Genomic DNA, 26748 nt, shown 5'->3' on the forward strand with positions numbered 1-26748 from the left:
CTCCCGGTTCAGGCGGCCTTGCGCAGAAATCCCTGCTGGGCGCCGTTGCGGTTGGGTGCGAAGCCGTTGGCCGCCAGCGTCTCGTCCACGGTGCCGTAGAACTGGCCGATCCGGCAGATCTCCCGCGCCTGCTGCGCCGTGGCGATGGGGCGGCCGAACTCGCCTGCGATGCGCACCAGCTGCTCGATCTGCGCCACCGTGCCCATCTTGGCCGTGCGGCGCTGGTTCCAGAGGTTGTCCTCGGTACCGCAGCGCACATGAAGCCCCATGGCGATGCCCATCATGTTCACGGGCAGCACGTTGAGCACCGAGCTTTCCACGGTGAGCACGGCGCCGTCGGGCACGGCACGCACGAAGTTGGCCAGGCTGTAGATGCTGGGCGCATCCATGCCGCCGCCAATCGCCACCCAGTTCATCACCAGCGGGCCCTTGTAGATGCCGCGGCGCATGAGCCGCTCCACCGACTCGAAGCTGTTGATGTTGTAGCACTGGAAGGCGCTCTGGATGCCGGCGGCCGACAGGCGCCGGATGTGCTCCTCGGCCCAGCCGGGCTGGGCGGGCACGGTCATCTCCCTGTAGGCATTGAAGACGGCCGGGTCCTCCATGGAGGTGCCGCGTATGTCGCGCGCATCGAACTGCTCCAGGAAATTCATCTGCGAGGTATTGATGGTCACCGTGACCTGGTCGGGCACGGGCTGCAGCTCGGCCAGCATGTGGCGCGTGTCGTCGGACAGCCACTTGGCGGCCGCGCCGTCCGTCTCGGGAGCAAAGCTGATCGATCCGCCCACCTGGATGATCATCTCGGGCACACGCGCACGCACGCCGGCGATCAGCTCGTTGAACTTGGACAGGCGCTTGCTGCCTTTGCCATCCAGTTCGCGCACATGCAGGTGCAGCACGGTGGCGCCGGCGTTGTAGCAGTCCACGGCCTTCTGGATCTGCTCTTCCATGGTCACGGCGATCTCGCCGGGAAAGTCCGAGGGCAGCCACGAGGGCGCATAGGGCGCGGCCGTGATGATCAGGGGCTGCTGGTTTTCGGGGAACAGGTGGCCGTCGAGAAAGTTCATGGCATGTCTCCTTGTGTCGTGATCGTGGTTCAGAAGGTCGGCGTGCCGACGATGCCCGCGCGCTCCATCTTCCGGTGGCTGGGCGGGTAGTCCATGGCCGCGTAGTGCTGGGTGGCGCGGTTGTCCCAGATCGCCACGCTGCCCGCCCGCCAGCGCCAGCGCACCTGGTACTCGGGGATGGCAGCCTGGCCGATCAGGTACTGCAGCAGGCCGGAGGCGCCCTGCGTGAAGTCCTGGCCCACGCGCACATTGGCGGGCGTATGGAAATTGGTGAAATGCGTGGTGAAGCCGTTCACGAACAGCACCTTCTCGCCGGTCTCGGGATGGGTGCGGACCACGGGATGCTCGGCATCGGGGTACTGGGCCTTGAGCGCCAGCCGCCTTTCGATGGGCATGGCCGCACCGAACGTGCATTCGATGCTGTGGCGCGCGCGCAGCGGCGCGATCAGCGCCTTGACGGCGTCCGGCAGGCGTTCGTAGGCCAGCGCCATGTTGGCCCACAGGGTGTCGCCGCCCACGGGCGGGCATTCCACGCAGTGCAGCACGCAGCCCATGGGCGGCGCCTCGCGCCAGGTGGCGTCGCAGTGCCAGGAATTCTCGTAGCGGTCGTTGGGCTGCTCGGGCGTCCTGTAGATGCGCACCAGGCCCGGATGCTCGGGGTCGCTGCCGGCCACCGGATGGTCCTCCAGCTCGCCGAAGCGCCGCGCAAAGGCCACGTGCTCGGCGCGCGCCAGGCCCTGGTCGCGCAGGAACAGCACCTTGTGGCGCAGCAGCGCCGCCCGGATCTCCGAGAAAAGCGCGTCGTCGCGCACCGCGTCGGCCAGCCGCACGCCGAGCAATTCGGCGCCGATGGCGCATGTCATGGGCTCTATGCGCATGCCTGTCTCCTGTCATTGTTGTGAAGGCCCGTGGCGGCACGGTCCGCCCGGCGTGGGGCCGGTCTCTGCAATGTAGGAAAACCCGGTTCCGCGGACTATGCAAGCCATGCCATCCTCTTTGCATTTCGTGCCACCAGGCCACGGACTGACAGGAGGGCAAGCATGGTCACCATGGTGCGCGCGGCGGCCTTGACCCATTTTTCGGACGTCATGCGCGAACTGGGCGGCGACCCCGACAAGGCACTGCGCCAGGCCGGCCTGCGGCCCGCGCTGCTGCGCGAGCAGGACCAGCTGATCGACGTGGCCATCGTCGCGCGCCTGCTGGAAGACGCGGCCCAGTCCACGGGCTGCGAGTCCCTGGGCCTGCGCATGGCCCGGCACCGCCAGCTGTCGAGCTTCGGCGCCGTGAGCCTGCTGCTGCAGCACCAGCCCACGCTGCGCCATGCGCTGGACACGCTGGTCGCGCATATGCACCTGGTCAACGAATCGCTGCTGATCCACCTGGAGGATGCAGGGGACATCGTCATCCTGCGCGAGGACTTCGTCCTGCACGGCGCCATGCGCCAGTCCGTGGAACTGGCCATGGGCGTGCTGTGGCGCATGTGCGAGGCATTGCTGCGCGAGCGCTGGCGGCCGCAGGGCGTCAGCTTCAGCCACGCGCCACCGGCCGACCTGTCCGAGCACCGCCGCATGTTCCGCTGCCGCATCACGTTCGGCGCCGAGTTCAACGGCATCGCCTGCCGCGCCGCCGACCTGGACGAGCCCAACCCGCTGGCCGACCCCGCGCTGGCGCGCTATGCGCTGCGGCTGGTGGAGGCCATGCCGGCCCACCGTGCCGCCTCCGTGGGGCACCAGGCGCGCCGGGTCATCTACCTGCTGCTGCCCTCGGGCAACGCCACCTGCGCAGGCGTGGCGCAGGGCATGGGGCGCAGCCTGCGCACGCTGCAGCGTGAACTGGACCGCGAGGGCCTGAGCTTCAGCGAGCTGCTGACCGAAGTGCGCCACGAACTGGCCCTGCGCTACCTGGACCATCCCCACTACAGCGTGGGCCAGATCGCGTCCATGCTCGGCTATGCCAGCCACAGCGCCTTCACGCGCTGGTTCGCTGCGCAATTCGGTTGCGCGCCCGAGGCCTGGCGCAGCCGCGCGCAGGGACTGCCTCGCGCCTGAAGCACCGGGCGTTCCTGGCGGACCTGGCGCACTTGATCGCACTTGACGCACCACCACGGCGCACCCCGCCCCTGCGCGGTGCGGCGGGCGCATTGCGGTGCACGCTGTCTGCGCACCAGGCAGCGTGCACCACGGGCAGGCACCGCGCAGCGGTGCTGGCACGGCACTTGCATTGGCAGCCCTGACCCGCCGGCCCTGGCCTGCGGCCCGCAAAACACTGGATGCGCAACGCAGGACGCCAGATGAACATCGTTGTGATCGGCCACGGCATGGTGGGCCACAAATTTCTCGAGCAGCTGCATGCCCTGGGGGTGGCAGATGCGAACGTCACTGTGCTGTGCGAGGAGCCGCGCGCCGCCTACGACCGTGTTCACCTGTCGGAATTCTTCTCCGGCAAGAGCGCCGAGGACCTGAGCCTGGTGGCGCCCGGCTTCTTCGAGGCCAGCGGCTTCACGCTGCGCCTGGCGGCCAAGGCGGCAGCCGTGGAGCGGCGCGAGCGCACCGTGACCACGGCCGATGGCGAAGTCATCCCCTACGACAGGCTGGTGCTGGCCACGGGCTCGGCGCCCTTCGTGCCGCCCGTGCCGGGGCGCGACCGGCCGCACTGCTTTGTCTACCGCACCATCGAGGACCTGGAGGCCATGCAGGCATCGGCCGCGCGCTCCAGAACCGGCGTGGTGGTGGGCGGCGGCCTGCTGGGCCTGGAATGCGCCAAGGCCCTGCGCGACCTGGGCCTGGAGACCCATGTGGTGGAGTTCGCCCCGCGCCTGATGGCCGTGCAGGTGGACGACGGCGGCGGCCGCGTGCTGCGCAGCAAGATCGAGGACCTGGGCGTGCAGGTGCACACGGGCCGCAATACGCTGGAGATCACCGACGGCGCCACGGCGCGCCACCGCATGGTGTTTGCCGACGGCACGCACCTGGAAACCGACATGATCGTCTTCTCCGCCGGTATCCGCCCGCGCGACGAGATCGCCCGCCAATGCGCCCTGGCCATAGGCCCGCGCGGCGGCGTGGCCGTGGACGACCATTGCCGCACCAGTGACCGCAGCGTCTACGCCATTGGCGAATGCGCCTCCTGGCGCGAGCAGACCTTCGGCCTGGTGGCACCCGGCTACGACATGGCACGCGTGGCGGCCCGCCACATTGCGGGCGAGGCCGAGGCCGCCTTCGGCGGGGCCGATCTCAGCACCAAGCTCAAGCTCATGGGCGTGGATGTGGCCAGCATCGGCGACGCCCAGGGCAAGACGCCGCGCAGCCGCAACTACCAGTTCATCGACGAGCGCAAGCAGGTCTACAAGAAGATCGTGGTCAGCGAGGACGGCCGCCAGCTGCTGGGCGCCGTGCTGGTGGGCAATGCCGATGAGTACGGCACGCTGCTGCAGATGACGCTCAACAGCATCGCCCTGCCCGAGGAGCCGGAGTTCCTCATCCTGCCCTCCAGCGACGGCAAGGCCAGGCCCGGCCTGGGCGTGGACGCCCTGCCCGACACGGCGCAGATCTGCTCGTGCAACAACGTCACCAAGGCGCAGATCTGCGCGGCCGTGGGCGAAGGCGCCTGCACCATGGCCGAGCTCAAGGCCTGCACCCAGGCCGGCGCCACATGCGGCGGCTGCGTGCCCCTGGCCACCCAGGTCATGAAGGCCGAGATGGCCCGGCGCGGCATGGCCGTCAACAACCATGTCTGCGAGCATTTCCCGCACTCGCGCCAGGAGCTGTACCACCTGGTGCGCGTGGGCGGCATCAAGACCTTCGACGAGCTGCTGCACCGACACGGCAAGGGCCTGGGCTGCGATGTCTGCAAGCCGCTGGCGGCCAGCATCCTGGCCTCGTGCTGGAACGAGTTCGTGCTGCAGCCGCAGCTGGCCAGCCTGCAGGACAGCAACGACTACTACCTGGGCAATATCCAGAAGGACGGCAGCTACTCCGTGGTGCCGCGCATGCCCGGCGGCGAAGTCACGCCGGACGGCCTGATCGCCGTCGGCCAGGTGGCCAAGAAATACGGCCTTTACACCAAGCTCACGGGCGGCGCCCGCGTGGACCTGTTCGGCGCGCGCGTGGAGCAGCTGCCGCTGATCTGGGAGGAGCTGATCGCGGCCGGCTTCGAGTCCGGCCATGCCTACGGCAAGTCGCTGCGCACCGTCAAAAGCTGCGTGGGCTCCACCTGGTGCCGCTACGGCGTGGACGACAGCGTGGGCCTGGCCGTGCAGCTGGAAAACCGCTACAAGGGCCTGCGCGCACCGCACAAGATCAAGTTCGGCGTCTCGGGCTGCACGCGCGAATGCGCCGAGGCCCAGGGCAAGGACGTGGGCGTGATCGCCACCGACAAGGGCTGGAACCTCTACGTCTGCGGCAACGGCGGCATGAAGCCGCGCCATGCCGAGCTGATCGCCTCCGACCTGTCCAAGGACAGGCTGCTGCAGCTCATCGACCGCTTCCTGATGTTCTACGTGCGCACGGCCGACCGCCTGCAGCGCACCAGCACCTGGCGCGAAAACCTGGAAGGCGGCCTGGACTACCTCAAGGACGTGGTGGTCAACGACAGCCTGGGCCTGGGCGCCGAACTCGAGGCCCAGATGCAGCATGTGGTGGACACCTACCAGTGCGAGTGGAAAACCGCCGTCACCACGCCCGAAGTGCGCCAGCGCTTTCGCAGCTTCATCAACAGCGACCAGCCCGACGAGCACATCGTCTTCGTGCAGGAGCGCGGCCAGATCCGCCCGGCGCGCGCCGAGGAGCGCAGCGAGGCCACGGCCTGACACCCCCTAGAGACCCGCGACAAGGACCCGCCATGGCACATGCCTCCCAAGAACACTGGCTGCCCGTTTGCGCCACCCAGGACATCGTCCCCGACACGGGCGTCTGCGCCCTCGTCCAGGGCCGCCATGTGGCGGTCTTTCGCATCGGCGACGACCGCTTCTACGCCATAGACAACGTGGACCCGCGCTGCGGCGCCAGCGTGCTCGCGCGCGGCCTGGTCGGCAGCCTGGGCGAGCGCGTCGTCGTCGCCTCGCCTATCTACAAGCACCACTTCGACCTGTCCACCGGCGAATGCCTGGAAGCGCCCGAGCACTCCGTGCGCGTGCATGCGGTGCGCAATGAGAACGGGCAGTTGATGGTGGCGCTGCATTGAGATTCGTGCGGAGCACAGCCGCGCAGGAAGGTCCTGCGTGCCTAGCTTCCCACACCATCCCTGCGCCGTTGCCACGCTGCAAGACCTGCCACGCCGCCCATCAGCGCCAGCAGCGCAGGCCACCCCAGCAGCGGCACCGCCACCGGGCCGGGCTGCGGGGGAATGTAGGGTTGCATGCTCCAACTGCCTTGGGCAGGCGAAAAAGTGAATCCTGTACCACCAGCAAGCACCTGCCTGCACACATTGCCATTCAACAAGACGCATGTGGTGTCCGAATGGTCACCAGCGATGTCCCCCGAGCCTGAGGCGATATTGAAAACGTCCACCGGCTGGCCTGGGACATGGGGCGCAGCAGGTGAAACCATCGCCAGGTTCCAGGCAGTGATATTGCCGCTGCCATCGGTAGAAACCTTGAAGCGCGGCGGATCACCGATCGAAATACCAGCCAGGATCTGTGCATTGGCCTGCGTATAGGTATTCACGCCGTCGCTGAACGACCAACTGCTGATCGGGTAGGACGTTCCCGGACCGATGACGATGTCCGTCTGGCTGGCCGGCAGGGACGCAGGCAGGACCATTGAGCCGCTGATGCCCATGGCGGTGGTGTAAGGCGCATGGGCATCGTTGTAGTTGACGCCCGCATAGGTGTACTGGGTATCTGCCCATGCAGATCCAAGGCCTGAGAAGGAAAGGCATACGCTGGCAACTAAAGGTCTTATTCTCATCAATCTTTCCTTCAGTGGCTGAATGAAGATAAAAACAGAATCAATGAAGCAACTATTCCAATCCATTGTCTCGAGAAGGCACGTCAAAAATATATCCTGGAAATTTCAGGGATTTCAATTGATTTAATCAATAGAAATCCACGGCCAATTAATGACTGGCGAGCGTTTATGTCTGGAGCATGTCGTCCACTTTTGCGTGCCCGAGACATTCGGGCGTGCCGAGCCGGGAAAGCGGCCGCCCATGTTTGACGCCTCGCCTGCGCCGTGATCTAAGCATCCGCACTGGAATGCGAGGTGGCGCTGCACTGGGTTCGTCAGCTGCCCATGGCGCGGACCCCTGACAACCGGCACGACGGTACCCGGGACTGCGGGCTCAGGCGTGAAAGGACAGCAACGCCAGGCACACGATGACCACGATGGCCGCCGTGATGACCATCACCCTGAAGCCGCCGTCGCTGCTGCGCAGCAACCGCAACTCCAGCAGGGCCGCACCCACCCGGGCCATCCAGAAACAAAGCAGTTCCACCATGGGCGCAGCATAGGCGGCCCGGAAGATCAGGTGCGGGGCGTGGAAAATGCCGGCGAGCGCCTGGGCATCGCAGGCCATCCAGATGTCGTGAAGCCCGTTACCCACAGGGAGATTTATGGAACAGATTCGGGAACAGTCAGCTGACCGCAGGCCAGCCACCAAGAGGAAAAGAATCCTCATGGTCTGCACCGGCAACATCTGCCGCAGCCCCACGGCCCACGGCGTGCTCGAGAAAATGGTGGCCGACGCGGGCCTGGCGGGCCGCATCGAAGTGGACTCCGCAGGCACGCACGGCTACCACGTGGGCGAGGCACCCGACCGCCGCTCCCAGGCCCATGCCGCGCGGCGCGGCTATGACCTTTCGCAGCAGCGCGCGCGGCAGCTGCGGGCCGAGGACTTCACGGCATTCGACCAGGTGCTGGTGATGGATGGCGCCAACGAATCTGCCGCGCGCAGGATCTGCCCCGAGTCCGAATGGCACCGCGTACAGCGGCTGACGGACTTCTGCACCGAGCACACCGCGCGCGAAGTGCCCGACCCCTACTACGGCGGCGACCGGGGTTTCGAGGACGTGCTGGACTTGGTGGAGGACGGCTGCAGGGGGCTGCTGGCCACGCTGGGCATGGCGCCGCGCAAACATCGCACTGGCTGATTGCAAGACTGGCCTGGCGCCTCTACTCCTCCGCCACCACCACCCTGCCCTTGCCCGCGCGCTTGGCCGCATACATGGCCTCGTCGGCGCGCTGCAGCAGCTGGGTGGTGTTTTCCCGGGCGGCATTGAGGGCGATGCCGATGCTGGCGCCGACCTGGACGGTGGCACCGTTTTCCAGGCGGATGGGCTGGCAGATGGAGGCCAGGCAGCGCTGCATGGCCTGAAGGGCGTCGTTGGCCGAGGCCAGTTCGCCCAGCAGCAGCACGAATTCGTCTCCACCCATGCGGGCCACGCAGTCGGTTTCGCGGGCCTGGGTGGTGAGGCGGCGGGCGACGATGCGCAGCACTTCGTCGCCGGCATCGTGGCCTTCGGTATCGTTGATCTGCTTGAAGCCGTCCAGGTCCATGAAGCAGACGGCCAGTTGCCCCGGTCCGCAGGCCTGGGCCAGTTGGCGCTGCAGCCGGGCCTGCAGTGCGCGGCGGTTGGCCAGGCCGGTCAGCACGTCGTGCAGCGCCTGGTGCTGCGCGGCTTGCTCGTCACGCTTGAGCGCGTCTATGTCCACGAAGACCCAGATCGATTCGCCGTCGGCCAGGCCTGCGCCGCTGACATCGACCCAGAGCAGGCTGCCATCGCTGGTCTTCAGCTGCATCTGGGCATGGCATTTGCCGCTGGAGCGCAGTGCGCCATAGGCCAGCTCGCCGGAGCGTTCATAGGTTTCCTCATCCGGGTAGAGGATGCGCGCCGAGGTGCCCTGCAGCTCGCCGGCCGGGCGCTTGAGCATGCGCTGCAGGGCCTGGTTGGTCCACAGCAGCCGGCGCTCGCGCAGGCGGGCGATGCCGATGAGGTCGTTGTCCATGAACAGTTCCTGCTGGCGCAGCAGCTCGGCAAGCCGGATGCGCGCCACGCGCTCGCGCTGCTGCAGCAGGTAGAGGCTGACCGAGCCCAGCGCGATCAGTGCCATGCTGAGACCCGTGAGTGCCCAGGCGCGCCAGGCCGATGCACGCCATGCGGCCAGGTAGCTTTGTGTGCCCAGGCCCGTGAAGACGGTCAGGGGATAGCCGGCCAGCCGCTGGTAGGCCGTGATGCGCTCCACGTCGTCCATCACCGTGGGCGTGATGTACCAGCCGCTGTCCCGGTTGCCGGCCAGGGCATGGTGGTACTCGCTGGAGACCGCAGAGCCGCCAATGCCGGCCACCGACCACGGATCGGCCGCCGAGTAGCGGGCCACCAGCAGGTCCTTGTCCGAGCGCAGCGCAATGGCGCTGTCGGGCCCGAAGGCCTGGCGACGAAACAGCGACTGGAAATGCGTGGCCGAGACCACGGCATAGACGATGCCCTTGAAATCCCCGTCCCCGGACTGCAGCCGGCGTGCCATCACGATGGCCCATTTGTTGAAGGAATGGCTGACCAGCGGATCGGAGATCACCATGCGGTCGGAGTGGCGCGCGCGCTCGAAGTAGCTGCGGTCGGCCACGGAAAACGGGGGCTCTTCCTCGTTGGCCGTCAGCAGCACCTGGCCCTTGGCGTCGGTCACGCGCAGCGCGGTGACGAAGGGCAGCAGGGCACGCTGCTCCTGCAGGATTTCATAGAGGGCGAGGGCCGCCACATCGTCGCCGTCCAGGCCCCGGCTGCGGTAGCGGCCTGCCACGGTGGCCAGTGCGTTGTCCACCAGCCGCATCTCGGCCGTCAGCTCCAGGCTCAGGCTGCGGGCCTGGTTCTGGGTGACAGCCACGCCCAGGTCCAGGTCGGCCTGGTGGTTGGCGCGCAGGCTCAGCCAGGTGGCCAGGCCCAGCAGGCCGGCGACCAGCAGGTTGCCAAGCACCAGGCGCCGCAGCACCTTGTCAGAAAGAAGCGTCTTCATGGCGCCGGGTGTCCCTTTCCGTCTGGCTGGATGAGCGTCCGGGTGGATGGAGCCGCACATTTTTAGCACAAGGACGGGACGATCCAGACAAGGTTTTGACCGATGGCAACGGCGCTCGCGCCGCTGGCGTACCTTCACCTCCGCAAGAATGGTCGCTGCCTGGGCCAGGGCGGGGGCCGCTGCGCAAAGGCCTGTTGCGCCGGCCACCTGAGAAAGTGCAGAGCCGTCATGCAGCCTGCAGGATCTGCCGCAGGTCGGCCGCGCAGTCCTGTGCGTCCTGCTCATGGCGGAACGCCACGCGCAGCCGGCCCTCGGGATCGAAGACATAGGTGATGGCCGAGTGGTCCATGGTGTAGGACGCACCCGTGGGCACCTTCTTGTAGAAGACCTTGAATTCCCTGGCGACCTCGGCCGTCTGCGCCTCGTCACCGCGCAGCGCGACAAAGCCGGGATCGAAGGCGCCCACATAGGCCTTGAGCACCTCGGGCGTATCGCGCTCGGGGTCGATAGTGATGAAGGCCACGGCCAGGCGCTGGCCATCGGGCCCCAGCAGCTGGCGTATTTCCAGGGCGCGCGTCAGCGCCGTGGGGCAGACATCGGGGCATTGGGTGAAGCCGAAAAAGACCATCAGGGCCTGGCCCTTGAAGTCGGCCAGCGTGCGCTCGCGGCCATCGGCATCGCGCAGGCGGAAGTCCCGGCCGTACTGGGCGCCGGTCAGGTCTATGCCCTTGAACGGTACGGCGGCGGGCTTGCAGCCGGCCAGCAGCGCCAGTGCGGCCAGGCCGCCGCCAAGGCAGGCACGGCGAGACAGGGCGACGCAAGCAACGGATGGGCGGGTCGAAGAAAAATCGGCGGCGCGCTGCGGCGCCGCATGGCAATCGAAACGGAACATGGCATCCCTGCGTGGAATCTTGGCGAAGCCGCGCCGCCAAGGCTGCGCCCGGCCGGTGCGGCAATGTTCTGAGACAGGCCAGCGGCCAGACAGCGCGGGACAGCGCTGCAAGCAGCCAAGGGCTCAGGCGATCAACAGCAACAAGGGAGGCCCGCGCGGCGGCAGCGGCGCGCCGACCAGGGAGGCAATGCGGGCAGAGACGATGGGCTGCAGCGCGCGGCCCATCGGCTGCAGTTGCGCCCAGGAGGGAGGGACATGCGCCGGCGGCGGCGTCCCCGCCAGGCACAGAGGGCAGTCCAGCGAATGCTGGGCAGACACCGCCTGTCCTTCTTCACCATTGACCACGACCAGCCTGACGCTGCCGCCAGCCGTGCAGACCAGCTCCATGGCCTGGGGGTGCACCAGGGGCGATGCAATGGCCAGGCCCAGCGTCAGCGCGAACCACGCCATGACCAGGCGGGCCAGTGGGACGGAGTTGCGCAGGGCTTGCATGGCTGGGGATTATGGGGGCAGGCCGTCACAGGGCCACGCCGACCTCGTCGCAGGCGGCCCAAAACCGGGCCGGGTCGCGCACCTGAAAGCGCTGTCCGCCGCGACGCGCCTGCACGATGCGGTCCAGCCGGAAGGTGCGCACGCCCTCGCGCTCGCAGTCCCAGGCCAGCAGGTACCAGAACGGCCAGGCCAGCAGCAGACATTGCGGCTCCACCACGCGCTCGCTGCGGCGCTGGCGTCCGTCCAGGTAGGTCAAGGCCAGCATCCATTGCTGTGCAAATGCTTGGTAGACGCTGGCGCGCGCCTCCACGCCCTGCGCACGCTCGCGCAGCGAAGCCTGGACTTCGACGGACACCGGCGAGGCCACGCGGATGCGCTGGCGCAGTTGCGCGATATCTGCGCGATCGGCCGGCGCAAAGCAGCGCGCGAACTGGCGGCGCAGTTCGCCATGACGCCCCGCCAGCGACAGGCCCAGGGCTTCCGACAGCGCCAGGGACATCAGCAGCTCCAGCGCGTCGTCACCCCGCAGGGTCACGCGGCCGGAGGGCCAGCGATGGACCACGCGGACACCGCCGCCCCTGCCCGAGGAGCTGTCCAGCTCCCAGCCCTGCTGCCTGAGCAACGACAGGTCGCGCGCCAGCGTGCGCTGGCTGACGCCCAGTTCCTCGGACAGCGCCGCCACGCCGTGCACGGCGCCATCGGACAGGCGCTGGGAAAGGGCGTCAAGCCGGGACAGACGGGCGGGCAGCGTGCGCGGTTTCATGGCCGGCATCATGGCGCAATTGACAGCCATTGAATGGCAGCGATGCAGGGACCATGGGCGGCATGTTCAATCCACGGAGAAATGCCATGCAAGTCATCGAATGGGCAGCGTTCAGCCTGCTGCCCGGTGTGACGGAAAACACCCTGCTGCAAGCCGCCAGCGCCATGCAGCACCAGTTCCTGGATGTGCAGGGCGGATGCCTGTCACGCCATCTGGTCCAGCTGGGCCAGGGGCGCTATGCGGATGTCGTCACCTGGCAATCACAGGAGGCTGCCCGTGCCGCCCTGGCGCAGGCCGGCCGGTCGGCTGCCTGCGCGGCCTACTTCGGGCTGATGCGCGTGGAGCATCCTCCCTTGCTGGGCGCCAGCGTGTTCAGCCACGGCGGGGAACGTGGGCTGCCGCAGGGCATGGAGTTCTCGTTGTTCCGGCTGCGCCCCGGCGCCGATTCCCATGCCTTGGCCACCGCCGCGCACCGCATGGCCGATGGCCTGTACCGGAATGAGCCCGGCTTCACGGCCCATGGCGTGATGCGCAGCGCCCACGACCCCGGCCTGTATGCCGACGTGGTGCTGGCCGACAGCGCCGGCCGCGCCCACCAGCTGTGCAGCAAGTGGGGCCAGGGACCGTTCGATCCGGCCTGCCAGGACTATCTGGAACTGATCGCGCCGGGGTCGGCACAGCTGCAGTTCTGGGACAGGGTGGCCTGAGCGCCGCCATCGCCGCGCCTTGGCCGGATGCCGGATATGCGTGGTATCCGTATCCGCCAGCCTGCACCGGCCATCCCATAATCACCTTTTCCCCAAGCAGTGACCGCCATGTCGAAACTCCATGTTGTGCAGCAGGGCCAAGGCCCGGCCCTCGTTCTGAGCCACGCGCTCGGTTGTGACCTCCAGATGTGGGACGGCGTGGCCCAGGCCCTGCAAGACCGCTTCACCGTGGTGCGCTACGACCACCGGGGCCATGGCCGCTCGCCCGCCATCGGCGAGGCCTTCGACATGAACGACCTGGCCGACGACGCAGCCGGCGTGATCGAGGCGCTGGGCCAGGGGCCGGTGCACTTCGTGGGCCTGTCCATGGGCGGCATGACGGCCCAGGCCCTGGCAGCGCGCCATCCGGCGCTGGTGCGCAGCATCACCGTCGCCAATTCGGCCAGCTACTACGACGAGGCCGCGCGCGCAGGCTGGCAGGCGCGCATTGCCACGGTGCGCGCCCAGGGCGTGGCCGCGATTGCCGATGGCGCCATGCAGCGCTGGTTCACGCCCGAATTCCGCGCCGGGCAGGCCGCCCGAGTGGCAGCCTTGCGCACCGGGCTGGAGGCCACGGCGGCCGCGCCCTATGCGGCGGCCTGTGCGGCCGTGGGCGGCATCGATCTGCGCGAGAGCAACCGGCGCATCGCCTGCCCCGCGCTGGTCATTGCAGGCAGCCGCGACGAGGCCACGCCACCTTCCCTGTCCGAAGACATGCAGGCGCAGATTCCGGGCGCGCAGCTGGTGTCGCTGCCCGCCGCGCATTTGAGTGCCGTGGAAATGCCCGCGGAGTTTGCGCAGTTGGTGAGCGACTTTGTCGCGCAGATCCGCTAGATCTGCCGCCCTGCCCGGACGGAATGGTCGCTGAGCGACGCCGCTAGCAGGCCGGCATCACGGCCGGCAGATCAACTCCGCCACGTCCATCAGCAAGGCCTCATCGATCTGCTCGCGCAGGTCCACGGCCAGCCTGCGCCGGTAGAACACGCCCAGGTCCAGGCCCACGCCCAGCGCGCGGATCTGCACATCGCCCGCGCGCTCGTGCCGGGCGATGACCTGGCGCAGGTGCTGGTCCAGATAGTGCTCGTCGTTGGCCTGGTGCGTGGCCGTGTCCATGGGGCAGCCGTCCGAGATGACGAGCAGGATGCGGCGCTGCGCGGGCCGCGCCAGCAGCCGCTCGCAGGCCCATTCCACGGCCTCGCCGTCCACGCCCTCGCGAAAGAGGTCGGGCCTGCGCAGCGCGGCAATGCCGTGGCGGGCGTGGCGCCAGGGTCTGGCGGCATCCTTGAAGACGATGTGCAGCCGCTCGTTGAGCCGGCCCGGGATGTGGGGCTGGCCCGCGCGCTGCCAGTCGCGGCGGGCGCGGCCGCCGTTCCAGGCCTGGGTGGAAAAGCCCAGCACGTCCACCGGCACGCCGGCCATGGACAGCGCGCGGCCCAGCAGGTCCACCAGCAGGGACAGCGGGCGCGCATGCGCCTTCATCGAGCCCGAGCAGTCCAGCAGGATGGCCACGGCCGCATCGCTGACGGGGCGCGGCAGCTCGTTCCTGAAGATGGCGCGCTGCTGCGGATCGCTGACCAGTTGCGCCAGCCGGCTTGCATCCAGGTGCCCATCCTCCAGGCCGAACTGCCAGCCGTCGTGGCGCGGCACGGCCAGGCGCTGCTGCAGGTGGCGGGCCAGCCGGCCCGCATGCAAGCCGCTGCGCGCCAGTTCCTCATCCATCTGCTCGCGGAACTCGGCCAGTTGCGCGGCGCGGATCAGCTCGGCCGCCTGCGCCTCGCGGTCATAGGCGCGCGTGAACACGCGGTAGCTGTGGGCCGAGCCGGCCCAGGCGCGGCTGTCGCCGCTGAGCGCCACGGGCGGCGCATCCAGGCTTTGCGATTCAAAGTGCAGCGGCAGCGCGAAGCTGCCCCGCCGGCGCGGCCCGCCAGCGCCGCGCGGCGCCTCTTCCTGGGCTGACCGCACGGCCTGGCCCACCCAGCGGCTGATGGCCAGGGCCGGCGCAATGAAGGCCTGCTGGTCCTGCCGGTGGCGGCGCAGCAGGGCCCACTGCGCGCCCAGTTGCGCGGACAGGCCGGCGCGCGTGGCCTCGGCCAGGTCGGCCAGGGCATCGGGCGGCTCATGTCCGCCCAGGCGGCTCCAGGCGGTCAGCGCCACGGTGAACAGCAGGATGCCCAGGCTGCTTTCGGTCAGGCCCGAATCGGCAAAGGCCTGGCTCCAGTGCACAAAGCGCGCATGCAGGTTGGCGCGTGCACCGGGCCATTCCTCGGGCGCCAGGCTTTCCACGCGCAACTGCTCCAGCAGTTCGAACACCAGCCGCTCGACCGGGTCGCCGGGCAGGTGGCGCGCGTGCAGCGCGGCATCGCTCAGGCGCAGGCGCAGGCTGGCACCGTCGAGCAGGCCGCGCTGGTCGGCCAATCGGGCCGGCACATCGGATTGGTGGGCCGCTGCCAGCACCACGGGCGCCGTGCCCCGGTACAGCGTCTGCCCGCTCCATTGCAGCGAGGCATCGCCCGCCATGGCGCGCAGCAGCGCGCCGCCCCAGGCCTCCATGCGCGCCAGCGAGGGGGATGCCTCAGCAGGCATGGGCGGGCTCGTCGCGCAGCGCCAGTTCCTGGCCGAAGCAGCGCTGGAAGTACTCGGCCACGATGGCCCGCTCGGCCGGCTCGCACTTGTTGAGGAAGGACAGCTCGAAGGCCAGCCGCAGGTCATGGAAGATCTGCGCGTTCTCGGCCCAGGTGATGACGGTGCGCGGCGACATCAGCAGCGACAGGTCGCCCACGGCAAAGCCCTTGCGCGTGAGCGCGGCCAGCGCCACCATGGCGGCCACCTGCTCGCGCCCCTGCGGCGTGGCCAACTGCGGCACGCGCGCCAGCACGATGGCGGCTTCCTCGGCCGGTGCCAGGTAGTCCAGGCTGGTGACCAGGTTCCAGCGGTCGAGCTGGGCGTGGTTGAGCATCTGCGTGCCGTGGTACAGGCCGCTGAGGTTGCCCTGGCCCAGGGTGTTCATGGTGGCGAAGAGGCGGAACTGCGCATGCGGCTGGAGCACGCGCTTTTGGTCCAGCAGGGTGAAGCTGCCCTCGCGTTCGAGCACGCGCTGGATGACGAACATCACATCGGGCCGGCCCGCGTCGTATTCATCGAAGACCAGGGCCACGGGCCGCTGCAGCGCCCAGGGCAGGATGCCTTCCTGGAACTGCGTGACCTGGCGGCCCTCCTGCAGCACGATGGCATCCTTGCCCACCAGGTCCAGCCGGCTGATGTGGCCGTCGAGGTTGACGCGCACGCAGGGCCAGTTCAGCCGCGCCGCCACCTGCTCGATATGGGTGGACTTGCCCGTGCCGTGCAGCCCCTGGATGACCACGCGCCGGTTGTGCGCAAAGCCCGCCAGGATGGCCAGCGTGGCCTGCGGGTTGAAGCGGTAGGCCGGGTCCACGGCCGGCACATGCTCGCTGCGCTCGGCAAAGGCCGGTACCTGCATGTCGGTGTCCAGGCCGAAGGTCTCGCGCACGCCAAGCGTGCGCGTGGGATGCATCAGGGTCAGCTCAGTCATCGTCAGGGGCTCCCGGGGGGACTTCGTCGTTGATGCGCGCAATCGCCTCGGCCGCCGCGCGCAGTTGGGGAAGAAAGGACAGCGCACGTTCGCGCGGGAAACGCATGATGGGCGCCTGCACGGCCAGCCCCATGTTGGAGGGGCCGCCCTGGATGGAGGGCACGAGCACGCCCAGGCACAGCAGGCCGGGCAGGAATTCCTCGTTGTCGAAGGCATGGCCCTGGGCGCGCACCTGGTCCAGTTCGGCGTCCAGCGCGTCAAAGGCCGTCAGCGTGTTGGCCGTGAAGCCTTCCAGCGGCACGGCCGACAGCAGCCGCCTGCGCTGCGCGGGCGCCATCTGGCTCAGGAACAGCTTGCCCGTGGCCGAGCAATGGGCCGGCACGCGCGAGCCTGGGTGCAGATAAAAGCGCAGCGGCGCGGGCGTTTCCACCCGGTCCAGGTAGAGCACCTCGCTGCCCGAGAAGGCGGTGATGTTGCAGCTCTCGCCGATGTCGCGCACCAGTTGCGCCAGCACCGCGTGGCGCGCGCCATGCGTGGTGTTGTTGAGCAGCACGCTTTCGGCCAGCCGCATCAGGCGCCGGCCCGTGCCGTAGTGCCGGCCATTGCCCTCGCGCTGCAGGATGCCCGCGCCTTCGAGCTGCTGGAGCATGCGGTGCATGGTGGGCTTGGGCAGGCCTGTCTCCTCGACCATGGTCTGCAGCGTGAAGGGCTCGTTCTTCTGCGCAATGGCCTCCAGCAGCGCGAACAGCCGCAGGTTGGGGGTATCGCCATCGATACGGGCAGGGACAGGGTCTCGGGTGTTCATGGTGTTGGCCATCATATGATTTTCAATTTTTCGAGTCAATTTGTTCCGAAAAAAGAAATTTGTTTGACATCCAGGCGAAATCACACCTAGACTTGCGCCGTAATTTCTTTTTTCGGAACTTAAAGTTCCATTTTCAAGGAGACAACATGACTGCAGCCAACAATCGTACGGTGGTCGAAGGCGTCCAGAAGATGACCCCTTCCGAAGCCTTTGTGGAGACCTGCGTGGCCAACGGCGTCACGGAGATGTTCGGCATCATGGGCTCGGCCTTCATGGATGCCATGGACATCTTCGCGCCCGCCGGCATCCGCCTGATCCCCGTGGTGCACGAGCAGGGCGCGGCCCACATGGCCGACGGCTATGCGCGCGTCTCGGGCCGCCACGGCGTGGTGATCGGCCAGAACGGCCCCGGCATCAGCAACTGCGTGACCGCCATTGCTGCCGCCTACTGGGCCCACAGCCCCGTGGTCATGATCACGCCCGAGACCGGCACCATGGGCATGGGCCTGGGGGGCTTCCAGGAAGCCAACCAGCTGCCCATGTTCCAGGAGTTCACCAAGTACCAGGGCCATGTCTGCAACCCCAAGCGCATGGCCGAGTTCACGGCCCGCTGCTTTGACCGCGCCATCTCCGAGATGGGCCCTACCCAGCTGAACATTCCGCGCGACTACTTCTATGGCGAAGTGCAGTGCGAAATCCCCAAGCCCATGCGCGTGGAGCGCGGCTCGGGCGGCGAAAACAGCCTGCAGGCCGCCACGGAACTGCTGGCCACGGCCAAGTTCCCCGTGATCCTGGCCGGCGGCGGCGTGGTCATGGGCGATGCGGTCGAGGAGTGCAGGCAGCTGGCCGAGCGCCTGGGCGCCCCCGTGGTCACGGGCTATCTGCGCAATGACGCCTTCCCCGCCAAGCACCCGCTGTGGGCCGGCCCGCTGGGCTACCAGGGCTCCAAGGCCGCGATGAAGCTCATCGCCCAGGCCGACGTGGTGATCGCGCTGGGCTCGCGCATGGGCCCCTTCGGCACCCTGCCCCAGCACGGCATGGACTACTGGCCCAAGAACGCCAAGATCATCCAGGTCGAGGCCGACCACACCAACCTGGGCCTGGTCAAGAAGATCTCGGTGGGCATCCACGGCGACGCCAAGGCCGTGGCACGCGAGCTGGGCCGCCGCCTGCAGGGCCAGACCCTGGCCTGCGACGCCACCAAGGCCGCGCGCGCCGACACCATCGCCACCGAGAAGGCGGCCTGGGAGAAGGAGCTGGACGAGTGGACGCATGAGCGCGACCCCTACAGCCTGGACATGATCGAAGAGGCCAAGGGCGAGCGCACGCCCACGGGCGGCCAGTACCTGCATCCGCGTCAGGTGCTGCGCGAGCTGGAAAAGGCCATGCCGCCGCGCGTGATGGTCTCCACCGACATCGGCAACATCAACTCCGTGGCCAACAGCTACCTGCGCTTCGACGAGCCGCGCAGCTTCTTCGCGCCCATGAGCTTCGGCAACTGCGGCTATGCCCTGCCCACCATCATCGGTGCCAAGTGCGCGGCGCCCGACCGCCCGGCCATCGCCTACGCCGGCGACGGCGCCTGGGGCATGAGCATGGTGGAGATCATGACCGCCGTGCGCCATGACATTCCCGTCACGGCCGTGGTCTTCCACAACCGCCAGTGGGGCGCCGAGAAGAAGAACCAGGTGGACTTCTACAACCGCCGCTTCGTGGCCGGCGAGCTGGAAAGCGAGAGCTTCGCAGCCATTGCCAGCGCCATGGGCGCCGAGAGCATCGTGGTCGACCAGATCGAGGACGTGGGCCCGGCGCTGAAGAAGGCCATCGACCTGCAGATGAACCACGGCAAGACCTGCGTGATCGAGGTGATGTGCACGCGCGAACTGGGTGACCCGTTCCGCCGCGATGCGCTCTCCAAGCCCGTGCGCTTCCTCGAAAAGTACAAGGACTTTGTCTAACCCCCTGAGGCGCTGGCGCGCCTTCCCCCTCTCTACCCGCTGCGCGGGGGAGGGGGACGACACCCTCGGTGCGGGGCGGCCCTTCCTCGGTGTCCCTGGGATGGGCCGCGCCGGTTTCATGCGCCTGGGTGAAGCGCAAGGCCCTCGAAAGCCGATTCCCAGATTCCCTGCGTTGCTCGCGCCGGGCCCTGTACTTTCCCGCAGGAGCTTTCATGGTCCCCCCACTTTCACTTGCCGTGGCCGCCGACGATGCGCCCGCCACGCCCCGTCCCCATCTCCAGCACTTGCTCGACCAGGCCAAGGCGCAAGGCCCCATTCCTGTGGCCGTGGCCTATCCCTGCGATGCAGGCTCGCTGCAGGCCGCCATGCAGGCCGCGCAGGCGGGCCTGATCACGCCGCTGCTGGTCGGCCCCGAGGCACGCATCCGAGCGGCGGCCCAGGCGGCCGGGCTGGACCTGGCGGGCGCGTCCATCCACTCCACAGCCGACGATCCACGCGCGGCGGCTGCCCAGGCGGCGGCGCTGTGCGGCAGCGGCCAGGCGCGCGCGCTGATGAAGGGCAGCCTGCACAGCGACGAGTTGCTGGGCGCTGCCGTGGCGCGCGAGGCCGGCCTGCGCGGCAGCCGCCGCGCCAGCCATGTGTTCGTGATGGACCTGCCGGGCTTCGAGCGCCCGCTGCTGATGACCGATTGCGTGGTCAACATCTTCCCCACGCTGATGGACAAGCGCGACATTGCGCAGAACGCCATCGACCTGGCCCGTGCCATCGGCATTGCCCGGCCGCGCGTGGCCGTGCTCTCGGCGGTGGAGACGGTCAACCCCGCCATTCCCGGCACCATCGACGCGGCCGCGCTGTGCAAGATGGCCGACCGGGGGCAGATCAGCGGCGCCATCCTCGACGGGCCGCTGGCCTATGACAACGCCATCTCGCTGCGCTCGGCGCACCACAAGGGCATCGTCTCCGACGTGGCGGGACAGCCCGACGTGCTGCTGGTGCCCAGCCTGGAGGCCGGCAACATGATCTACAAGCAGCTGGTCTACATGGCCGACGCCGAATGCGCGGGCCTGGTGCTGGGCATGCGCGTGCCCATCGTGCTGACCAGCCGTTCGGACTCGGTGGCCAGCCGCATTGCGTCCTGCGCGCTGGCCGTGCTGGCCAGCGCGGCGGGCGGCAAGGAGCAGTCATGAGCCAGGTCCAAGCACAGGTGGCTGCGCAGGCGCCCGTGCCGCGCATGCTGCAGTGGCTCAGGCTCCTGCCCGGCACGGGCCTGTCGGGCGTGATCGCGCTGGCGGCGACCTTCGTCTCCACGCTGCATGGCGGGCCGCAGCTGCTGTTCGCGCTGTTCTTCGGCGTGGCCTTCCACTTCCTGAGCCAGGACGCGCGCGCCAAGCCGGGCATCGAGTTCTGCGCGCGCGGCGTGCTGCGCCTGGGCGTGGGCCTGCTGGGTGCGCGCATCACGGCCACGCAGATCGCGGGCCTGGGCTGGACCACGGCGCTGATCGTCATCGCGGCCGTGGTCACCACGCTGCTGTGCGGCACGCTGCTGGGCCGGCGCCTGGGCCTGACGCGCCCGCAGGGCGTGCTGTCGGGCGGCGCGGTGGCCATCTGCGGCGCCTCGGCGGCGCTGGCCATCTCGTCGGTGCTGCCGCGCGACAAGGACAGCGACCGCTTCACGCTCACCGTGGTGGTCACGGTCACCGTGCTGTCCACGGCCGCCATGGTGCTGTATCCGCTGGTGGCGCGCGCCTTGCATCTGCCGCCCGAGCTGGCGGGCCTGTTCATCGGCGGCACCATCCACGATGTGGCCCAGGTGGTGGGCGCGGGCTACACCATCGACCAGGCCACGGGCGACTACGCCACCATCGTCAAGCTGTTCCGCGTGTCCATGCTGGCCGTGGTGGTGGTCATGGTCTCGGCCCTGTTCAAGCGCCAGCGCGAGGCAGCGGCCGAGCAGCACCACGGCAAGAAGCCGGGCCTGGTGCCCTGGTTCCTGTGGGTGTTCGTCGCGCTGGTGGCCATCAACTCGCTGGGCTGGGTACCGCCGGGCCTGCAGCACCAGTTGAGCGACCTGTCGCGCAACTGCCTGGTGCTGGCCATTGCGGCCCTGGGCCTGAAGACCTCGTTCCAGCAACTGGCCCAGGCCGGCTGGCGACCCTTTGCACTGCTGGTGGTGGAGACGCTGTGGATGGCAGCCTTCGTGCTGATCGCCATCGAGATCGAGATGCGCTGACGCCTGCACAGGCATTGCCGCAAGAGGCCCGCCCTGCGCGGGCCTTTGTCATGGCGCCACACATCGCTTGATGGGCATGCACCAAGATGATACATTTGCACACAAATTTTTGATCCACATCAACGCCCTACCGCGCCGTGAACGTTTTTCGCAAGCAAGCCGGCAGATTCCGCAGGCTGACCGCCACCCAAGTCCTCACCCTGCTGCGCAATCAGCACCCCCGGCAAGCCGCCCTGCTGCGGCTGCTGCCCTGCCTGTCGATGCTGGCCGTGTGCGCGGTGCTGCTCGATTCCCTGCTGCCCATTCCGCTGTGGGCCATCGCCAGCCTGACCGTGGTCATGGCCGCCTACATCGCCCACAACTGCCAGTCCTTTGTCGCCACCCAGCGCAGAAAGTCCACGCTGCGCCATCTCGCGCGCTCCTGCCTGCTGCACGCCGGCTGAAGCACAAGTGCCCCTGGGTGCCGGGCGTCAGGCACCGCCTCTGGCATAGGCCGTCAGCGCCTGGGCCACGGCCTTGAAGACCACGGCGCAGCGCTCGCTCTTGCGCAGGTCCTCGTGCATGGCCACCCAGGTATCGAGCTTCCATGAAAACGCCTGGGGCAGCACCCGCACCAGGCCCGGCTCCCGGGCCGCCAATGCCGACTGGCACACGCCAATGCCAAAGCCCGCGCGGATGGCGCCCAGCTGGGCCAGGTCGCTGTCCGAGCGCAGCGCCATGCCTTCGCGCGTGAGCATGGGAAACTGCTGCTGCATCTTTCGGATCAGGGCGCTTTCATGGTCGAAGCCGATGAGCGAATGCCCGGCCAGGTCCTCCAGCGATTCCGGCACGCCGCGTGCGGACAGATAGCTTTCATGGGCATGCAGCCCCAGCTCGATGGCGCCGATATGGCGTGCCACCAGCGCCTCCTGCTGAGGCCGGAACATGCGCACGGCCACGTCGGCCTCGCGGCGCAGCAGGTCATCCACCGCGTTGGACAGCACCAGCTCGATGCCCAGTTCAGGGTGTGCCGCGCGCAATTGCGCAAGCACAGGCGGCAGCACCTCCACGCCCACCACCTCGCTGGCCGTCAGCCGCACCGTGCCGCGCACGCCCGAGCCATGGCTGGCCGCCACGCGGCGCAGCGCGGCCGCCGTCGCGGCCATGCTGGCTGCATAGGGCTGAAGCTCGTAGGCCGCCTCCGTGGGCGCGAAGCCATCGGATGAGCGGGTGAACAGTTGCAGGCCCAGCGCCGACTCCAGCCCGTCGATGTGGCGGCCCACGGTCGGCTGCGCCACACCCATGGCCCGGCCCGCCGCTGACAGCGACCCGGACTCCAGCACCTGCAAAAAACTGCGATACCACTCCCAGTGGGGTTCCGACATCACTCATCCATTCATTTATGCATGGACACCAGAGAATTCTAGGCAATTTTCTTTTTGCAGCGGGTTGCTGACACTGAGGCTGTCACCACAGGACCCAGCCCATGCCATCCATTGCACTCTTCGGCGCCGCAGGCGCCATCGGCCAGAGCCTGGCCGCCGCGCTCAGACAACAGGGCCGCACCTACCGCGTGGTCGGCCGCAGCGAAGCCAGCCTGCGCCAGACCTTCGGCGCCGACCCGCTGGCCGAGATCGTCCCCTGGAACCCGGACAGCAACGGCTCCGTCGAGGCTGCCGCCCACGGCGTGGACACGCTGGTCTACCTGGTGGGCGTGAACTACTGGCAGTTCGCATTGCATCCCGAGCTCATGCGCAGGACGCTGGACGGCGCCATTGCCGCCGGCGTGCGCCGGATCGTACTGATCGGCACCGTCTATCCCTATGGAAAGGCGCAGGCCCATGCCGTGAAGGAAGACCATCCACGCAACCCGCATACCTTCAAGGGCCGCATGCGCAAGGCGCAGGAAGACCTGCTGCTGCAGGCCCACGCACAGGGCCGCATCGAGGCCGCCGTACTGCGCCTGCCCGACTTCTACGGCCCGGGCGTGCACAACAGCCTGCTGCACGGAGCCTTCGAGGCGGCGGCCCGTGGCGGCCGGGCCGACATGGTCGGCCCGCTGGACCGGCCGCATGAGTTTGTCTATGTGCCCGATGTGGGCCCCGTCGTGGCGCGCCTGATCGGCACGCCGCAGGCTTTCGGCAAGGTCTGGCACCTCGCCGGCGCGGGGGCGATCACGCAGCGCGACGTCGTCTCGGAGATCGAACGCCTGACCGGCAGGCCGTTGAAGCTGCGCGTTGCAGGAAAGACCGCGCTGCGCCTGGCCGGCCTGTTCAACCCCTTCATGCGCGAGCTGGCCGAGATGCACTACCTGCTGACCGATCCGCTGATCATGGAGGACTCCGCGCTGCACGCCCTGCTGGGCCCCATCGCCAAGACGCCCTATGCGCAGGGCATACGCGCAACGCTCAACGCCGCCATGGCAAGTGCCGACTCACACTTGGCCGCGGCCTGAGCCTGGCCTGCAGCCCGAAAACAAAAAAGCCCTGACAGCAAAACTGTCAGGGCCTTTGTCTATCTGGCAGGGGAGGAAGGACTCGAACCCTCGCATGCCGGAATCAAAATCCGGTGCCTTTACCAACTTGGCGACTCCCCTAGAAGACCTAAATTCTAATACGTTTTTTTGGCCCGAAATCCAAAATTCCAAAAATTTCGACACCGCCAAAGTTGTCTTCATGGCGCGGCCAGGGCTCCCTCAAGACAGCGGAGTATCGCCTCCCGCCCCATCGCCGTGAAACAGCCAATGAAGACAAACACGGACTCCGAGACCCTGGCCCCATGCAGGCTGGCAATGCGCAAGCGCCCACCCACCACGTGGACTTCCTGGACGCTGTCCTGCCCGCCCAGCCGCACGATGCCCTTGGCCCGCAACAGGGGGACAGGCAGCGTACGCAGCGCCTGCCGCAACCGCTGCCGGTCAAAGCAGCGGCGCGTTGCGTAGGAAAAGCTGCCCACATCGGCCATGCCGGCCATGTTCCCCGCCTGGCTTTTCCAGGAGCCGCCCGCTTGCAGCAGGCCTTGCGGGCGGCGTGGCGAGGCAGCCGCATCAATGAACACGGCCAGCGGTATCTCGCCATGGCGGGCCGCCAGCACCACAGCACCGGGCGCCATACCGGCCACGCGCGCGGCCACCTTTTCGGTGGCACATGCGCCGGCCAGATCGGCCTTGGTCAGCACCAGCGCCGTCGCGCCCGAGATCTGGCGGCGGACCATGTCGCCGACCAGCGGGTCGCACAGTTGCTCATCGACGTCCTGGACATCCACCGCCACCAGGATGGCGTTGAGCTGCAGTGCGGGGTCGAGCATGCCGACCTGGGCGATGCGCACGGGGTCGGAGACGCCGCTGGCCTCGATGACCAGCAGGTCCGGTCGGTCGGGCCGCGCGCCCACGGCGGCCAGGGCCTCGGCCAGCCGGCCTCCGATGGAGCAGCAGATGCAGCCGTTTTCCAGCTGCAGCACGTCGCTGCTGCGTGTGCGGATCAGGGCGGCGTCGATGTTGATCTCGCCGAAGTCGTTGACCAGCACGGCCACGCGCAGGCCATCGGCGCGCTCCAGCAGCCGGTTGAGCAAGGTGGTCTTGCCCGCGCCCAGATAGCCGCCCACGACGACCATGGGAACGGGCGCCCGCTGCGCCGCGGCGGCCGGCGTGCTCATGGCGCTGACCCGGGCGCGGGGAAGATGCGGCCGCCCAGCACGGTGCCCCAGACCTTCACGTCCTTGAGGGCGGCGGGCGCCACCGCGCGGGGATCGTCCTCCAGCACGGCGAAGTCCGCCAGCTTGCCGGGCTCGATGCTGCCCACGCGCTGCTCCAGTTTCAGGGTGCGGGCCGCGCCCATGGTGATGGCATGCAGGGCGTCGTCCACCGACAGGCGCTCGGCCTCGCCCAGCACGCGGCCTGAAGCGGTTTCGCGCTGCACCGCGCACCATGCGGTGAACAGGGGGTGGATGGGGGTGATGGGCGCATCGGAATGCATGGCGAAATCCATGCCCAGGCGCCGCGCCGTGCCCGCTGCATTCATGCGCGAGGCCCACTGCATGCCCACGGTCTGCTCGGCGTGGGCATCGCCCCAGTAATAGAGATGGTTGGAGAAGAAGTTGACACACATTCCCAGGCGCGCGGCGCGCTGCAGCTGGGCGCTGCTGGCCAGCTGGCAGTGCTGCAGGGTGTGGCGATGGTCGGCGCGCGGGTGCCTGGCCAGCAGGTCCTCGATCACATCCAGCACCACCTCGGTGGCCTCGTCTCCGTTGGTGTGGATGTGCAGTTGCAGACCGGCCAGGTGGAAGGGCTCGAACAGCGCGGGCAGCTGCGACGGGGGAATCAGCCACAGGCCGTTGGGCTGCCCGCCCGCGTAGCCGGGAGCGCGCAGGCGCGCGGTGAAGCCCTGGATGGAGCCGTCCACGATGAACTTGACGGGGCCGAACTGCAGCTTGTCGCTGGCCGAGGACGCCGCTGCAGCATGCACGCGCGCGGCACCGCCTTCCGGGTTGCGCTGCGGCGCGAAGGCCGGGACGATGCGCAGCGGATAGGCCGCGTCGCCCGTTACCTCGCGCAGCGCGGCCAGGCCCTGGGGCGAGAGATCGCTGACCAGGTCGGTGGCCGTGGTCACACCCGCGAGCTGGGCCACGCGGCCGAACTTCCAGATGGCCTCGCGCTGCTCGGCAGCGGCCAGCGACAGCGCGCTGCCGATCACCTTCTGCACCGGATACATGGCGGCGAATTCCTGCAGCTCGCCCGTGGGCTGGCCCTCGGCGTCCTTGTGGATGCCGTCGATGTCGGTGTCCTCGTCGATGCCGGCCAGCGCCAGCATGGCCGAGTTCACATTCATCAGGTGCACGCTGGCGTGCAGGATGACGATGGGCCGCGTGGCGGAGACACGGTCCAGCTCGCGCACCGACAGCCGGCTGCTGCCGAAGAGGATGGGATCGAAGCCCCAGGCCAGCAGCGTGGCCTGCGCATCGGGCAGGGCACGCTCGGCCTCGGCCAGGCGCGCCAGCACGGCGTCCAGCGTGCGCAGGCCGGGCCACAGGCGGCCCTCGGGATCGCGCCGATCGAAGTAGCCCAGGTACACGGCCTCCCACATGGCGCCTTCCATCAGGTGGCTGTGCGCCTCGATCAGGCCGGGCAGGAGGACCTTGTCGCACAGGCGGTCGATGCGCTCGGCCTCGGGCCAGGCAGCCATGTCGGCCTCCTGGCCAACGGCCAAGATGCGGCCGCCCTGCACGGCCACATGGGTGGCCTGCGGCTGGGCCGGGTTCATGGTGAGGATGGTGCGCGCCACAAAAACCTGCGTGCGCGCGTTCTCGTCGTGGTTCATGGT

25 protein-coding genes and 1 tRNA gene are annotated in these 26748 nt (G+C 68.5%); 11 read left to right on the forward strand and 15 right to left on the reverse strand.

What is annotated here, in order from left to right:
* Positions 1 to 8 precede the first annotated feature (8 nt).
* Both HFGMBDPB_RS23250 and HFGMBDPB_RS23255 read right to left on the reverse strand, forming a co-directional pair.
* Positions 9 to 1067 (reverse strand): beta-keto acid cleavage family enzyme, encoded by a 1059-nt coding sequence (locus HFGMBDPB_RS23250; protein WP_212646364.1) that lies wholly within the window; start codon positions 1065 to 1067, stop codon positions 9 to 11.
* 29 nt (positions 1068 to 1096) lie between these two features.
* The gene (locus HFGMBDPB_RS23255) at positions 1097 to 1945 is read right to left on the reverse strand and encodes a TauD/TfdA dioxygenase family protein (RefSeq protein ID WP_016454322.1); all 849 of its coding nucleotides are present in this window, start codon (positions 1943 to 1945) and stop codon (positions 1097 to 1099) included.
* A 162-nt stretch (positions 1946 to 2107) separates the two neighbouring features.
* Here HFGMBDPB_RS23255 and HFGMBDPB_RS23260 point away from each other — a divergent pair, with 162 nt between their 5' ends.
* The 3 genes from HFGMBDPB_RS23260 to nirD all read left to right on the forward strand — a co-directional run bounded on the left by HFGMBDPB_RS23260 (position 2108) and on the right by nirD (position 6248).
* Positions 2108 to 3115 (forward strand): AraC family transcriptional regulator, encoded by a 1008-nt coding sequence (locus HFGMBDPB_RS23260; protein ID WP_212646365.1) that lies wholly within the window; start codon positions 2108 to 2110, stop codon positions 3113 to 3115.
* Positions 3116 to 3357: 242 nt separating this feature from the next.
* Entirely contained in the window at positions 3358 to 5874 is a 2517-nt protein-coding gene (gene nirB, locus HFGMBDPB_RS23265) for a nitrite reductase large subunit NirB (RefSeq protein ID WP_212646366.1), read from the forward strand.
* 32 nt (positions 5875 to 5906) lie between these two features.
* The gene (gene nirD, locus HFGMBDPB_RS23270) at positions 5907 to 6248 is read left to right on the forward strand and encodes a nitrite reductase small subunit NirD (protein WP_016454319.1); all 342 of its coding nucleotides are present in this window, start codon (positions 5907 to 5909) and stop codon (positions 6246 to 6248) included.
* 41 nt (positions 6249 to 6289) lie between these two features.
* Here nirD and HFGMBDPB_RS23275 read toward each other — a convergent pair whose 3' ends face one another.
* Together HFGMBDPB_RS23275 and HFGMBDPB_RS23280 are read right to left on the reverse strand one after the other, a co-directional pair.
* Positions 6290 to 7060 carry a hypothetical protein gene (locus HFGMBDPB_RS23275; protein WP_249343650.1) on the reverse strand — a complete coding sequence of 257 codons (771 nt, stop codon included), beginning with the start codon at positions 7058 to 7060 and terminating at the stop codon, positions 6290 to 6292.
* 286 nt (positions 7061 to 7346) lie between these two features.
* Positions 7347 to 7607, reverse strand: a complete 261-nt coding sequence (locus HFGMBDPB_RS23280; protein ID WP_272205756.1) for a hypothetical protein — start codon at positions 7605 to 7607, stop codon at positions 7347 to 7349.
* A gap of 10 nt (positions 7608 to 7617) precedes the next feature.
* Here HFGMBDPB_RS23280 and HFGMBDPB_RS23285 point away from each other — a divergent pair, with 10 nt between their 5' ends.
* Positions 7618 to 8154 (forward strand): low molecular weight protein-tyrosine-phosphatase, encoded by a 537-nt coding sequence (locus HFGMBDPB_RS23285; protein WP_458796212.1) that lies wholly within the window; start codon positions 7618 to 7620, stop codon positions 8152 to 8154.
* A 22-nt stretch (positions 8155 to 8176) separates the two neighbouring features.
* On the opposite strand, the gene HFGMBDPB_RS23290 is transcribed toward HFGMBDPB_RS23285, so the two are convergent.
* From HFGMBDPB_RS23290 to HFGMBDPB_RS23305, 4 genes are all read right to left on the reverse strand, one after another.
* Positions 8177 to 10015, reverse strand: a complete 1839-nt coding sequence (locus tag HFGMBDPB_RS23290) for a sensor domain-containing diguanylate cyclase (protein ID WP_016450069.1) — start codon at positions 10013 to 10015, stop codon at positions 8177 to 8179.
* Between the two features lie 226 nt (positions 10016 to 10241).
* On the reverse strand, positions 10242 to 10907 hold the full coding sequence (locus tag HFGMBDPB_RS23295) for an SCO family protein (RefSeq protein WP_212646367.1): 666 nt from the start codon (positions 10905 to 10907) through the stop codon (positions 10242 to 10244).
* A gap of 123 nt (positions 10908 to 11030) precedes the next feature.
* Complete coding sequence (locus HFGMBDPB_RS23300) at positions 11031 to 11399, reverse strand: DUF2946 family protein (protein ID WP_212646368.1); 369 nt, start codon at positions 11397 to 11399, stop codon at positions 11031 to 11033.
* Between the two features lie 25 nt (positions 11400 to 11424).
* Positions 11425 to 12162, reverse strand: coding sequence for a helix-turn-helix transcriptional regulator (locus HFGMBDPB_RS23305; protein ID WP_223275176.1), 738 nt, complete (start codon positions 12160 to 12162; stop codon positions 11425 to 11427).
* Positions 12163 to 12248: 86 nt separating this feature from the next.
* Between HFGMBDPB_RS23305 and HFGMBDPB_RS23310 the strand changes: the two genes are divergently transcribed.
* Together HFGMBDPB_RS23310 and pcaD are read left to right on the forward strand one after the other, a co-directional pair.
* The gene (locus HFGMBDPB_RS23310; RefSeq protein ID WP_046240915.1) at positions 12249 to 12869 is read left to right on the forward strand and encodes a hypothetical protein; all 621 of its coding nucleotides are present in this window, start codon (positions 12249 to 12251) and stop codon (positions 12867 to 12869) included.
* Between the two features lie 108 nt (positions 12870 to 12977).
* Positions 12978 to 13742 (forward strand): 3-oxoadipate enol-lactonase, encoded by a 765-nt coding sequence (gene pcaD, locus HFGMBDPB_RS23315; RefSeq protein ID WP_160853341.1) that lies wholly within the window; start codon positions 12978 to 12980, stop codon positions 13740 to 13742.
* A gap of 57 nt (positions 13743 to 13799) precedes the next feature.
* On the opposite strand, the gene HFGMBDPB_RS23320 is transcribed toward pcaD, so the two are convergent.
* Genes HFGMBDPB_RS23320 through HFGMBDPB_RS23330 form a run of 3 tightly spaced genes read right to left on the reverse strand, consistent with a single transcriptional unit; the run spans position 13800 to position 17278 of the window.
* Entirely contained in the window at positions 13800 to 15491 is a 1692-nt protein-coding gene (locus HFGMBDPB_RS23320; RefSeq protein WP_212646369.1) for a cobaltochelatase CobT-related protein, read from the reverse strand.
* The gene (locus tag HFGMBDPB_RS23325) at positions 15481 to 16458 is read right to left on the reverse strand and encodes an AAA family ATPase (RefSeq protein ID WP_013803829.1); all 978 of its coding nucleotides are present in this window, start codon (positions 16456 to 16458) and stop codon (positions 15481 to 15483) included. Before HFGMBDPB_RS23325 ends, HFGMBDPB_RS23320 begins: the two co-directional genes overlap by 11 nt.
* Positions 16451 to 17278, reverse strand: a complete 828-nt coding sequence (locus HFGMBDPB_RS23330) for an IclR family transcriptional regulator (protein WP_016450076.1) — start codon at positions 17276 to 17278, stop codon at positions 16451 to 16453. The genes HFGMBDPB_RS23325 and HFGMBDPB_RS23330 overlap by 8 nt, the downstream gene beginning before the upstream one ends.
* Positions 17279 to 17409: 131 nt before the next feature.
* Here HFGMBDPB_RS23330 and xsc point away from each other — a divergent pair, with 131 nt between their 5' ends.
* The 4 genes from xsc (at position 17410) to HFGMBDPB_RS23350 (ending at position 21894) form a co-directional block, all read left to right on the forward strand.
* Positions 17410 to 19221: a sulfoacetaldehyde acetyltransferase gene (gene xsc / locus HFGMBDPB_RS23335; protein ID WP_017407835.1), complete on the forward strand. Its 1812-nt coding sequence runs from the start codon at positions 17410 to 17412 to the stop codon at positions 19219 to 19221.
* A gap of 212 nt (positions 19222 to 19433) precedes the next feature.
* Entirely contained in the window at positions 19434 to 20408 is a 975-nt protein-coding gene (locus HFGMBDPB_RS23340) for a bifunctional enoyl-CoA hydratase/phosphate acetyltransferase (protein WP_016450078.1), read from the forward strand.
* Positions 20405 to 21451 carry a YeiH family protein gene (locus tag HFGMBDPB_RS23345; RefSeq protein WP_016450079.1) on the forward strand — a complete coding sequence of 349 codons (1047 nt, stop codon included), beginning with the start codon at positions 20405 to 20407 and terminating at the stop codon, positions 21449 to 21451. Before HFGMBDPB_RS23340 ends, HFGMBDPB_RS23345 begins: the two co-directional genes overlap by 4 nt.
* A gap of 137 nt (positions 21452 to 21588) precedes the next feature.
* Positions 21589 to 21894: a hypothetical protein gene (locus HFGMBDPB_RS23350; RefSeq protein ID WP_016454302.1), complete on the forward strand. Its 306-nt coding sequence runs from the start codon at positions 21589 to 21591 to the stop codon at positions 21892 to 21894.
* A gap of 27 nt (positions 21895 to 21921) precedes the next feature.
* Here HFGMBDPB_RS23350 and HFGMBDPB_RS23355 read toward each other — a convergent pair whose 3' ends face one another.
* Complete coding sequence (locus tag HFGMBDPB_RS23355) at positions 21922 to 22815, reverse strand: LysR family transcriptional regulator (protein WP_016450081.1); 894 nt, start codon at positions 22813 to 22815, stop codon at positions 21922 to 21924.
* 101 nt (positions 22816 to 22916) lie between these two features.
* Here HFGMBDPB_RS23355 and HFGMBDPB_RS23360 point away from each other — a divergent pair, with 101 nt between their 5' ends.
* The gene (locus HFGMBDPB_RS23360) at positions 22917 to 23885 is read left to right on the forward strand and encodes an NAD-dependent epimerase/dehydratase family protein (RefSeq protein WP_212646370.1); all 969 of its coding nucleotides are present in this window, start codon (positions 22917 to 22919) and stop codon (positions 23883 to 23885) included.
* A 64-nt stretch (positions 23886 to 23949) separates the two neighbouring features.
* On the opposite strand, the gene HFGMBDPB_RS23365 is transcribed toward HFGMBDPB_RS23360, so the two are convergent.
* From HFGMBDPB_RS23365 to HFGMBDPB_RS23375, 3 genes are all read right to left on the reverse strand, one after another.
* Positions 23950 to 24026: transfer RNA gene (locus tag HFGMBDPB_RS23365), tRNA-Gln, on the reverse strand.
* A gap of 77 nt (positions 24027 to 24103) precedes the next feature.
* Positions 24104 to 25084, reverse strand: coding sequence for a CobW family GTP-binding protein (locus HFGMBDPB_RS23370; RefSeq protein ID WP_212646371.1), 981 nt, complete (start codon positions 25082 to 25084; stop codon positions 24104 to 24106).
* Positions 25081 to 26745 carry an amidohydrolase gene (locus HFGMBDPB_RS23375; RefSeq protein ID WP_212646372.1) on the reverse strand — a complete coding sequence of 555 codons (1665 nt, stop codon included), beginning with the start codon at positions 26743 to 26745 and terminating at the stop codon, positions 25081 to 25083. Before HFGMBDPB_RS23375 ends, HFGMBDPB_RS23370 begins: the two co-directional genes overlap by 4 nt.
* Positions 26746 to 26748 lie beyond the last annotated feature (3 nt).

The sequence above is a fragment of the Delftia sp. PE138 genome (assembly GCF_018320755.1).
GTDB lineage: Bacteria > Pseudomonadota > Gammaproteobacteria > Burkholderiales > Burkholderiaceae_C > Comamonas > Comamonas tsuruhatensis.

Excerpts from the sequence above, each read along its gene's own strand:
- HFGMBDPB_RS23310 (WP_046240915.1), top strand. The coding sequence starts at position 12,249 with ATGCAAGTCATCGAATGGGCAGCGTTCAGCCTGCTGCCCGGTGTGACG.
- HFGMBDPB_RS23260 (WP_212646365.1), top strand. The coding sequence starts at position 2,108 with ATGGTCACCATGGTGCGCGCGGCGGCCTTGACCCATTTTTCGGACGTC.
- HFGMBDPB_RS23370 (WP_212646371.1), bottom strand. The coding sequence starts at position 25,084 with ATGAGCACGCCGGCCGCCGCGGCGCAGCGGGCGCCCGTTCCCATGGTC.
- HFGMBDPB_RS23285 (WP_458796212.1), top strand. The coding sequence starts at position 7,618 with ATGGAACAGATTCGGGAACAGTCAGCTGACCGCAGGCCAGCCACCAAG.
- xsc (WP_017407835.1), top strand. The coding sequence starts at position 17,410 with ATGACTGCAGCCAACAATCGTACGGTGGTCGAAGGCGTCCAGAAGATG.
- HFGMBDPB_RS23295 (WP_212646367.1), bottom strand. The coding sequence starts at position 10,907 with ATGTTCCGTTTCGATTGCCATGCGGCGCCGCAGCGCGCCGCCGATTTT.
- HFGMBDPB_RS23305 (WP_223275176.1), bottom strand. The coding sequence starts at position 12,162 with ATGAAACCGCGCACGCTGCCCGCCCGTCTGTCCCGGCTTGACGCCCTT.
- HFGMBDPB_RS23320 (WP_212646369.1), bottom strand. The coding sequence starts at position 15,491 with ATGCCTGCTGAGGCATCCCCCTCGCTGGCGCGCATGGAGGCCTGGGGC.
- nirB (WP_212646366.1), top strand. The coding sequence starts at position 3,358 with ATGAACATCGTTGTGATCGGCCACGGCATGGTGGGCCACAAATTTCTC.
- HFGMBDPB_RS23340 (WP_016450078.1), top strand. The coding sequence starts at position 19,434 with ATGGTCCCCCCACTTTCACTTGCCGTGGCCGCCGACGATGCGCCCGCC.
- HFGMBDPB_RS23360 (WP_212646370.1), top strand. The coding sequence starts at position 22,917 with ATGCCATCCATTGCACTCTTCGGCGCCGCAGGCGCCATCGGCCAGAGC.
- pcaD (WP_160853341.1), top strand. The coding sequence starts at position 12,978 with ATGTCGAAACTCCATGTTGTGCAGCAGGGCCAAGGCCCGGCCCTCGTT.
- HFGMBDPB_RS23255 (WP_016454322.1), bottom strand. The coding sequence starts at position 1,945 with ATGCGCATAGAGCCCATGACATGCGCCATCGGCGCCGAATTGCTCGGC.
- HFGMBDPB_RS23375 (WP_212646372.1), bottom strand. The coding sequence starts at position 26,745 with ATGAACCACGACGAGAACGCGCGCACGCAGGTTTTTGTGGCGCGCACC.
- nirD (WP_016454319.1), top strand. The coding sequence starts at position 5,907 with ATGGCACATGCCTCCCAAGAACACTGGCTGCCCGTTTGCGCCACCCAG.
- HFGMBDPB_RS23300 (WP_212646368.1), bottom strand. The coding sequence starts at position 11,399 with ATGCAAGCCCTGCGCAACTCCGTCCCACTGGCCCGCCTGGTCATGGCG.
- HFGMBDPB_RS23325 (WP_013803829.1), bottom strand. The coding sequence starts at position 16,458 with ATGACTGAGCTGACCCTGATGCATCCCACGCGCACGCTTGGCGTGCGC.
- HFGMBDPB_RS23355 (WP_016450081.1), bottom strand. The coding sequence starts at position 22,815 with ATGTCGGAACCCCACTGGGAGTGGTATCGCAGTTTTTTGCAGGTGCTG.
- HFGMBDPB_RS23250 (WP_212646364.1), bottom strand. The coding sequence starts at position 1,067 with ATGAACTTTCTCGACGGCCACCTGTTCCCCGAAAACCAGCAGCCCCTG.
- HFGMBDPB_RS23330 (WP_016450076.1), bottom strand. The coding sequence starts at position 17,278 with ATGATGGCCAACACCATGAACACCCGAGACCCTGTCCCTGCCCGTATC.
- HFGMBDPB_RS23345 (WP_016450079.1), top strand. The coding sequence starts at position 20,405 with ATGAGCCAGGTCCAAGCACAGGTGGCTGCGCAGGCGCCCGTGCCGCGC.
- HFGMBDPB_RS23290 (WP_016450069.1), bottom strand. The coding sequence starts at position 10,015 with ATGAAGACGCTTCTTTCTGACAAGGTGCTGCGGCGCCTGGTGCTTGGC.